The organism is Arthrobacter sp. I3 (assembly GCF_000520575.1).
GTDB classification, from domain to species: domain Bacteria; phylum Actinomycetota; class Actinomycetes; order Actinomycetales; family Micrococcaceae; genus Arthrobacter; species Arthrobacter humicola_A.
In genome coordinates this window covers 1,603-10,057 of sequence record NZ_KI914972.1, presented here as the reverse complement: position 1 = coordinate 10,057, position 8,455 = coordinate 1,603, and the positions used below count along the sequence as shown (strand labels likewise).

Annotated in this window: 10 protein-coding genes; 4 read left to right on the top strand and 6 right to left on the bottom strand. The window is 68.6% G+C overall.

Annotation, left to right across the window (positions count from 1 at the left end):
• From Y706_RS27140 to Y706_RS0121885, 5 genes are all read right to left on the bottom strand, one after another.
• Nucleotides 1-1,007, bottom strand: a 1,007-nt coding sequence (locus Y706_RS27140) for a DUF222 domain-containing protein (protein ID WP_156945226.1), incomplete at its 3' end; no start/stop codon positions are given.
• Between the two features lie 108 nt (nt 1,008-1,115).
• A complete protein-coding gene (locus Y706_RS28510) occupies nt 1,116-1,289 on the bottom strand; it encodes a YqjF family protein (protein ID WP_343213110.1) in 174 nt (57 codons plus the stop codon).
• Nucleotides 1,244-1,477, bottom strand: a complete 234-nt coding sequence (locus Y706_RS27135) for a hypothetical protein (RefSeq protein ID WP_052355124.1) — start codon at nt 1,475-1,477, stop codon at nt 1,244-1,246. The genes Y706_RS28510 and Y706_RS27135 overlap by 46 nt, the downstream gene beginning before the upstream one ends.
• 58 nt (nt 1,478-1,535) lie before the next feature.
• Complete coding sequence (locus Y706_RS0121890; RefSeq protein ID WP_028278253.1) at nt 1,536-1,760, bottom strand: DUF3107 domain-containing protein; 225 nt, start codon at nt 1,758-1,760, stop codon at nt 1,536-1,538.
• 61 nt (nt 1,761-1,821) lie between these two features.
• Entirely contained in the window at nt 1,822-2,469 is a 648-nt protein-coding gene (locus tag Y706_RS0121885) for a TetR/AcrR family transcriptional regulator (RefSeq protein ID WP_343213111.1), read from the bottom strand.
• 156 nt (nt 2,470-2,625) lie between these two features.
• Here Y706_RS0121885 and moeB point away from each other — a divergent pair, with 156 nt between their 5' ends.
• Together moeB and Y706_RS0121875 are read left to right on the top strand one after the other, a co-directional pair.
• Nucleotides 2,626-3,849 carry a molybdopterin-synthase adenylyltransferase MoeB gene (gene moeB / locus Y706_RS0121880; RefSeq protein ID WP_043437024.1) on the top strand — a complete coding sequence of 408 codons (1,224 nt, stop codon included), beginning with the start codon at nt 2,626-2,628 and terminating at the stop codon, nt 3,847-3,849.
• A gap of 85 nt (nt 3,850-3,934) precedes the next feature.
• Nucleotides 3,935-5,029: an SDR family NAD(P)-dependent oxidoreductase gene (locus Y706_RS0121875; protein ID WP_028278250.1), complete on the top strand. Its 1,095-nt coding sequence runs from the start codon at nt 3,935-3,937 to the stop codon at nt 5,027-5,029.
• 38 nt (nt 5,030-5,067) lie between these two features.
• On the opposite strand, the gene Y706_RS27130 is transcribed toward Y706_RS0121875, so the two are convergent.
• Nucleotides 5,068-6,456: a glutamyl-tRNA reductase gene (locus Y706_RS27130; protein WP_253906873.1), complete on the bottom strand. Its 1,389-nt coding sequence runs from the start codon at nt 6,454-6,456 to the stop codon at nt 5,068-5,070.
• A 305-nt stretch (nt 6,457-6,761) separates the two neighbouring features.
• On the opposite strand from Y706_RS27130, the gene hemE reads away from it, so the two are divergent.
• Together hemE and Y706_RS30540 are read left to right on the top strand one after the other, a co-directional pair.
• On the top strand, nt 6,762-7,799 hold the full coding sequence (hemE, locus tag Y706_RS0121865; protein ID WP_028278249.1) for a uroporphyrinogen decarboxylase: 1,038 nt from the start codon (nt 6,762-6,764) through the stop codon (nt 7,797-7,799).
• Between the two features lie 4 nt (nt 7,800-7,803).
• Nucleotides 7,804-8,455 (top strand): protoporphyrinogen/coproporphyrinogen oxidase (locus Y706_RS30540; protein ID WP_043437021.1); only part of this gene is annotated, 652 nt, incomplete at its 3' end.

Genomic DNA, 8,455 nt, shown 5'->3' with positions numbered 1-8,455 from the left:
CGGGGGTTGGTGGCGGTGTTCATCACGGTGATCAGGTGTTCGAACTGGTCCGTGGTGGCGAAGATTTCCAGGTGCTGCAGGCCGTGCCGGGGTTTGCGGAGAAAGGCGCCCTGGAGCTGGCGGAGCAATTCCTCGGAAGGTTCGGCGCCGTCCTGGTCCAGCGCCTCAGTCCAGCTGCGGCTGACCCGGGCCAGGAAGTCGGCGTCGTTCTCGGCCGCGGTGCGGGTCAGGGCGTGCTCCATCGCCGCCGCGGCCTCCGGGAGGCAGCTGTGCCGGACCTGATCCAAGGCGAGCGTGATGACGGTCGCGGCCCGGGACGCGACCTCGCCGGCCGCGACGGCGGCTCCGAGCTCCGGGTGTACGGGCGGGAGGGGCCGGCCGGCGAGTCCCTGCCGGGGCAGCAGCGTGTCGGCCAGGCCGAGCCGGCGCCTGGCCTCCGCGGCGCCGATCCGCAGCCGCGCCCGCAGGAACTCCACCGTGTTCCGGTACCCGTCATCCAGCACCGATTCCGGCACAGCGGGCTCACCCGTTCCGGGGGTTCCGGCGGGTTCCGCGGTGCCGGGTGCGCCGGTCTGCCACCCGGCGGAGGACGTGCCGGAAGGATCCGAGGCCAAGGAAGTGCCGGCGGGTTCCACGGTTCCGGGTGCGCCGGTCTGCCACCCGGCGGGGCTCTCACGCCAGCCGGTGGTCCACCCGGTGACCGCCCCCGCCCCGACCCCCGCGGCCGCGGCGGCTGACTGCTTCCTGGTCCGGTCCACGGCGGCCGCCGCGACGAGCTGCAGATACTCCACCGCGCGGGAGACTTCCTCCACGCTGCCGGCGAAGTCCGACGCGGCCCGGAATCCCCACGACCCCGCATCCTCCACCGCCGTCGAACCCACCGCCCGCAGCGCGGCCAGGGCGGCGTCCATACCGGATTGCCCGACTGGGGCTGCACCCCGCTCCGTGCCCTGCGCATCGTCCCCGCAGGCGGTGAAATCCCTGATGAAATCCCTGACGGCTTCCATGGCTCGAGTCTATTTGAGGGCTCCGACAATATTAGGAGGGCACCATGCGTGATCACTCAGTCCCCGCGGTGCCACGTGCCCGCGGACCGACGGGCGATCAGGCAGGTCTCACATCGTGCTGTGCAGGACCCGTGGCCAGCCAAACTGCGTGTGAACTCCGGGCGAGAAGAGTACGGATTCAGGCTGCCCGGCCACTTCGATTCCCGCGGCGCGCACCAGTTGGTCCTCAAGGCCGATCAGCTGCGCGCGGTACAGCGGCCATGCACTGTGCGTGTTGGGCACATAGATGGTCCCAGGCCCGGCTGGTAGCCGAATCCGGCCGCAATGAAGATGATCCAGCTGAGCATACCGACGGATGCAGCAACTCCCGCGGGGACGGCGACGCCGTACTTCTGGTGGCGCTTGTCGTTGGCCCACACCACGAAACCCGCAGCCACGGTCACCATGGCGACCACAATCAGGGAAAGCATTCAGGACACCTCACGATGGAGAAACTGCGATGAAGGAACGGTGGTGGGAAGAACGGGGCTAGAGGGCACCGAAGCCGACGCGGCGGGCCTCTTCTGCGCCGATTTCCACGTAGCCCAGAACATTGGCGGGGACGATCACCAGGCGGCCTTTGTCGTCCGTCAGCCGCAGTTCGCTGCCCTTGGCGATCGCGTCGCCCACTACTTTGGCGACGGCTTCGGCATCCTGCGCCGATTCAAGGACAATTTCGCGGCCAATGTTTTGAATACCAATCTTTACTTCCACAGCAAGGCCTCCCAGCCAATCAACGTCCAAAAAATGTCTAAGGTCAATCTCTAGTTGTAGTCTAGGTCTCTTTGGGGAAGCGGGAGATTCCGCGCCAAGCTAAACGGTAGATGAGGTCGCTGGCTACATCGAGATCCAGGTTCCCGTCCGTTTCCAGCCAATACCGTGCGCTCACGTGGGCCATGCCAGCGAGTCCGCGGCCCAGCAGCTGGGCCTCCAGTTCAGGCAGTTTGGTGTCCTCGGCGATGACGTGCGCGACGGCGTCGGCGAAGGTCTTGTTGAACGTTTCCAGCCGCGCGCTGACGTCGGGGTCGTTAATCAGGTCCGACTCGAAGACGAGCCGGTGGGCCTGGTCGTCGTGCGCGATGAAGCGGAAGTAGGCGCGCATGACGGCCTGGACGCGCTCGTCATTGTCGGTGGTTGAGTTCAGGGCGCCAAGCAGGAGGTCGGTCAGCTTGCTGAGGTGGCTGTCCAGCAGAGCCAGGTAGAGGTCCCGCTTGGAGGGGAAGTGCTGGTACAACACCGGCTTGCTGACGTGGGCGGTCTCGGCGATCTCGTCCATGGCGGCACCGTGGTAGCCGTTCGCCACGAAAACTTCCTGCGCGGCCGCCAGCAGCTGCGCCCGGCGTTCGTCGCGGGGGAGGCGAGCCGAGCGTTGTCCGCTCCGGAGCTGCACTGCCGTCGGCTTGCCGGACTCGTCCCGCTCCAACGGTGCCTGATGAACCACTGTCGGCCTTCTTTCCCTTATTCACCCCATTGCGCGCAATGGCAATCGTCTGCATTTTGTACTGAACTACCTTGCACTCAATTACACCTTACGCGCGGGTAATATGACCTGGTGGTATCTTCGGGCATAGATTGAAGTATGGCTTCCAAGTTCACCGCCGCCGGTGCCCCCGCAACCCCCCAGACGAAGCTGGATCCGCAGCCCGGACCGCTGGTCGACCCGGCTGCGGACCTCAGTCCGGACGAGGTGGAACGCTACTCGCGGCACCTGATCATTCCGGAGATCGGCGCGATCGGCCAGCGACGCCTCAAGAACGCGAAAGTCCTGGTGATCGGTGCCGGTGGCCTCGGCTCCCCGGCCCTGCTCTACCTCGCCGCCGCGGGGGTCGGCACCCTTGGCATCGTCGATGACGACGACGTCGACCTCAGCAACCTCCAACGCCAGATCATCCATGGTGTCGCGGATGTGGGCCGGCCGAAAATCGAGTCCGCCCGCGACGCCATTACGGCCCTGAACCCGCTCGTGGATGTCCGGCTCCACAACGTCCGGCTCGACGCGTCCAACGCATTGGAACTCTTTGCGGGCTACGACCTGATCCTCGACGGCGCCGACAACTTTGCCACGCGCTACCTCGTCAACGACGCCGCCGCCATCCTCGGCAAGCCCTATATTTGGGGATCGATTTTCCGTTTCGACGGCCAGGTCAGCGTCTTTTGGGAACAGTTCGGGCCCACCTACCGGGACCTCTACCCGGAGGCGCCGCCGCCCGGATCCGTGCCGTCCTGCGGCGAAGGCGGCGTGTTCGGCATGCTGTGCGCCGCCGTCGGAGCGCTGATGGTGACCGAGGCGGTCAAACTGATCACCGGCGTCGGCCGGTCCCTGCTGGGCCGGCTGGCGCTCTATGACGCGCTGGGCGGCACCTGGCGCGAGATCAAGGTGACCAAGGACCCGGCGGCAGCACGAATCACCGAACTCACCGACTACGAGGCCTTCTGCGGGATCACTCCAACGGCGGATGCCGGTACCGAGCACACCGTGACGGCGACCCAGCTCGCCACCATGCTGGCCTCCCGCAAGGCCGGCCTCAAGGACTTCCACCTCGTGGACGTGCGGGAGCAGGGAGAATACGAAATCGTCCGCATTGAAGGGTCGGAGCTGATCCCGCAAGGCCGCATCCTTGCCGGCGAGGCGTGGCAGGAACTGCCCCAGGATGCCGAAATTGTCTTCCACTGCAAGGCCGGAACACGATCCGCCGCCGTCCTGTCCGCGGCCCGCGCCGCCGGGTACGGGCGCGTCAGCCACCTCGAAGGCGGCATTCTCGCCTGGGTAAGGGACGTGGAGCCCGGGAAACCGGTGTACTGAGCCTTGGCGGGCCATATGGCCAGCAAGGCCGCGATACCGCACAACACGCTCCGCCGAGCGGCGCCCTAAAACGAAAGGCTTGGTCATGAGCGAGGAAAATACAGTGACGTCCCAGCGCAAGATTGGCTCCGGGTTCGGCCGGGATTCGACGGCGGCCGACGTCATTGCCGGCATCGACCTGACCGGGAAGACCGCAATTGTCACCGGCGGCTACTCGGGGCTGGGCCTGGAGACCGTGCGGGCGCTGGCCTCCGCCGGCGCCACCGTCGTGGTGCCGGCCCGGCGGCCCGAGCATGCCCGCGACGTCCTGGCCGCGGCGGGGCTGACGCCGGCAACGGCTGGCGGCGGCGTCAGCGTCGCCGAGCTGGACCTTGCGGACCTGGCCAGTGTGAAGGCGTTCGCCGCCGGCTTCCTGGCCGGCCCGGCGACCGAAACGGCACCTGGCCCGGCGGCCGGAACGGCACCTGGCCCGGCGGCCGGAACGGCACCTGGCGCGGCGCCGGGCTCAAGCCGCAGCCTGGACATCCTCATCAACAACGCCGCCATCATGGCAAGTCCGGAGCAAAGGGTGGGACCCGGCTGGGAATCACAGTTCGCCACGAACCACCTGGGCCATTTTGCCTTGACCAACCTGCTGTGGCCGGCGCTTGCCGCGGCGCAGGGAGCCCGCGTGGTCTCGCTGTCCTCGACCGGCCACAAGCTCTCGGCCATTCGCTTCGATGACATCAATTTCGACGCCGGCTACGACAAGTGGCGTGCCTACGGCCAGGCCAAGACGGCGAACGCGCTCTTCGCCGTCCAGCTCGATGCCTTGGGCCGGAACTTTGGCGTGCGCGCCTTCGCAGTACATCCCGGCGGGATCATGACGGAGCTGCAACGGCACCTGCCGCAGGAGGAGATGATCGCCGCGGGCTGGATGGACGAGCACGGCAAGCTCGACCCGCGCTTCAAGACACCCGCGCAGGGCGCCGCCACCTCGGTCTGGGCCGCGACGGCGCCGGCGCTCGAAGGAATGGGCGGCGTCTACTGCGAGGACTGCGACATCGCCGAAGCCACGGTGCCGGGATCGCCCGAAGCCAGGATCAGGGGTGTGGATGCCCACGCGGTGGACCGGGAGGCGGCCATACGGCTGTGGCAGGTGTCGGCCGAAATGACCGGGATCAACGCTTTCCCCGGATAATCCAGGGATAAGCCGCGGTGCGGGAACGCGCGGGGCAGCTACGCGGTTTCGCGGATGTCGCCCGCGGCGGGGCCGGGGTCGCCGGGGTCGCCGGGGTTGTGGACAGCGGCGTTGTGGTCCACGGGGCACGCGGCCCCGGAACCGGCGGCACCTGCAACCGTTGCGCCGGCGGTGGGCTCCACCGTGATGCCGTAGAGCGCCTCAAGACCGGCAATGTAGGCGTCCTGCTGTCCGTTGGAGGCCAGTTCGCGGGCCCGGACGGTGGGGACGTGGAGAAGCTGCTTCACCATGCGGCGCAGGGCAAATTCGACTTCTTCGGCGGCGGCCGTGCAGCCGTGCCGGGCCCGGACCTTTTCCATTTCCGCATCCAGGACGTTCATCGTGTGGCGGCGCAAGGCGACGATCGCCGAGTCGACGCTCCTGGCCTCGCGCTCCTGCTCAAAGGCGCTGGCCGCCCCGGCCACGATGCTGCTGGCCTGTTCGAGCGACTCGGCCTGTTCCTGCGGTGCGGCCAGCCGGACCGATTCCAGCGTAAGCAGTTCGACGCCGTCGAGGTCGCCGACCGCGGGGTCGAAGTCATGGGTCAAAGCGAGATCGATCGCGATCAGCGGCTGGGCCGAGTTCGCCCGGATCCGGGCGAGTTCGTCCGCTTCGACCCGGCTGTCGGAGCCGCTGCAGCCGATCATGACGTCGGCGGCCGCGACTGCGCCCGGAAGCGTGTCCTCGTTCAGTGCCGTGCCGCCCCGGGTGGCGACGAAGCCGGCGGCGCGGCCGGAGGAGGAATAGACAAAGACATCGGTGCAGCCACGTTCCCGCAGCAGGGACATGGTGGCACCGGCATAGGCGCCGGTTCCGAAGACGACGGCTTTCTTGGCGGACCAGTCCGGGTTTTCCGACAGGTCAGTGGCGAGGTCCAGCGCCACGGAGACGATGGAGAGCCCGCGCGAACCCAACGCCGTCTGGGCGCCGACGTCCTTCGCTGTCTTGGACGCGGCCTGGAACAGCCGGACCAGGCCGGAGCTGGCGGTGCCCTCGTGCTGGGCCGTGATCAAGGCACGGCGGACCTGCCCGGCAATTTCCCGTTCGCCCACCACGGCGGAGTCCAGCCCGGAGCTGACCGAGAAGAGGTGCTGGCTGACCTCGGCGCCGGTGCGGGTGCTGAAGGCGCGGGAGACGAGCTGGTCGTTGAGTCCGCTGGCGCCGCTGATGTGGGTGATGAGGGCCGCCCGGGCCGCGGCGACGGCGTCCGGATGGGGGGCTTCACCGTAGATTTCGAGGCGGTTGCAGGTGGCAAGGACAACGGCACCCGCCACGGCCGGCGATCCGGCGAGGGCGGATGTGGCGATCCCTGAAGCACCGGTGCTCAACTGAGCAACGGTTTCGAGGTCGATGTCGGCGTGTGTAGCCACCAATGAAAAAAGAACCACAGCATCACCATCATAGCTTTTTCGCGCCCGCGTAGAACAACTGTCCGGGCGTGGGCTCAGGCACCCTGGCCTGTGATTCCCGCCACGACGCGGCACTCGGGGCCGGTGTCAGAGCCGGCGTGACAGGCTGTCGTTATCTTTTGGGCACAAATTTGGGCACAATCGAAGTCATGACTCCAAGCGCTGCGGCACGTGCCGGCACGACCACATTCAGTACGTCCGACAACGGCGCAGCCGGCAATGCAGCCATTGACGGCGCCGCCACGGACGGCGCCGCCCGCGGCCTCGACGCCGGCCACCCGCTGATGGACGGCCGCACCGCGGATTCGCCGCTGATCACCGCCTACCGCGGCGGCAAGCCCTCCCGTCGTCCCGTCTGGTTCATGCGCCAGGCCGGCCGCTCACTGCCCGAATACCTCAAGGTCCGTGAGGGCGTCGCGATGCTGGACTCGTGCCTGCGCCCCGAGCTGGCCTCAGAGATCACCCTGCAGCCGGTCCGCCGTCACGACGTCGATGCCGCCATTTTCTTCTCGGACATTGTCATCCCGCCTAAGCTGGCCGGCGTCGGAGTGGACATCGTGCCCGGCGTCGGACCCGTGCTGGATAAACCCGTCCGCACGGCCGCGGACGTTGCCGCCCTGCCGCAGCTGACCTGGGAGGCCTTGGAGCCCATCCGCGAAGCCGTCCGGCTCACGGTGGCCGAGCTCGGCAGCACCCCGCTGATCGGCTTCGCCGGTGCGCCCTTTACCCTCGCCGCGTACATGGTGGAAGGCAAGCCTTCCCGCGACCACCTCGGCCCGCGCACCATGATGCACGCCGACCCCGAAACCTGGACTGCCCTGGCCAACTGGGCCGCCGATGCCTCGGGGATGTTCCTCCGCGCGCAGCTGGAAGCCGGCGCTTCCGCCGGCCAGCTCTTCGACTCCTGGGCCGGTTCGCTGGGACTTGCCGACTACCAGCGCTTCGTTGCGCCGGCGTCGTCCCGTGCCCTGGACCATGTCCGGCACCTGGGCGCACCCCTGATCCACTTCGGCACCGGCACCTCAGAACTGCTCGTCGCGATGCGCGACGTCGGCGTTGACGTCGTGGGGGTCGACTACCGGCTGCCGCTGGACGAAGCCAACCGCCGCCTCGGCGGCACCGTCCCGCTGCAGGGCAACATCGACCCGGCACTGCTTTCGGCACCGTGGGACGTCCTCGAAGCCCACGTCCGAGAGGTGATCGCGGCCGGCTCCGCGGCGCCCGGGCACGTCCTGAACCTCGGCCACGGTGTGCCGCCGGAGACGGACCCTGAGGTGCTCACGCGCGTCGTCGAACTCATCCACTCCATCGCTCCGGAGTAGGGGCGTGGACGCAGGCGCCGCCGGGACTCCCGTGGAAGGCACCGCCGTCGTGATCGGGGGCGGGATTTCCGGACTGCTTGCGGCTCGGGAATTCGCCCGGGCCGGGGTTCGCACCACCGTCCTGGAGGCCGGCGAGGCCTGGGGCGGCTGCGTCGGCAGCCATGTCGTGGCCGGACTGACCCTGGACAGCGGCGCGGAGTCATTCGCCACCCGCACCGCCGCCGTAGCCGATCTCGCCGCGGAGCTGGGGCTGGCCGGCGAGATCGTCGCGCCGAACCCCGGCGGGGCCTGGGTCCAGTTGCCTGACGGCCCCCGGGAACTGCCTAAGACCGGTGTGCTGGGCATCCCGGCGAGCCCGTGGGACCCGGAAGTCCGCCGGTCGCTGGGCCTGCTGGGATCCCTCCGCGCCTCCGTCGACGCCGTGCTGCCGGCCTCGCTGGGCACCGCTGACGGGGCAACGAGCGTGTCAGCCCTGGTCCGCCGGCGGATGGGCAAGCGGGTCCTGGACCGGCTCGTCGCACCGGTGGTCGGCGGCGTGCACTCTGCCGACCCCTCAGTGCTCGACGTCGACATGGTGGCCCCCGGTCTGCGGGCCGGCATCCGCCAGCACGGCTCCCTCGCCGCCGCCGTCGCGGCCCAGCGCAGGGGAGCGGCGG

What these genes read in the sequence shown, in the direction of transcription:
- Y706_RS27135 (WP_052355124.1), bottom strand. Translation starts at nt 1,477, where the DNA reads ATGCTTTCCCTGATTGTGGTCGCCATGGTGACCGTGGCTGCGGGTTTC.
- moeB (WP_043437024.1), top strand. Translation starts at nt 2,626, where the DNA reads ATGGCTTCCAAGTTCACCGCCGCCGGTGCCCCCGCAACCCCCCAGACG.
- Y706_RS0121875 (WP_028278250.1), top strand. Translation starts at nt 3,935, where the DNA reads ATGAGCGAGGAAAATACAGTGACGTCCCAGCGCAAGATTGGCTCCGGG.
- hemE (WP_028278249.1), top strand. Translation starts at nt 6,762, where the DNA reads ATGGACGGCCGCACCGCGGATTCGCCGCTGATCACCGCCTACCGCGGC.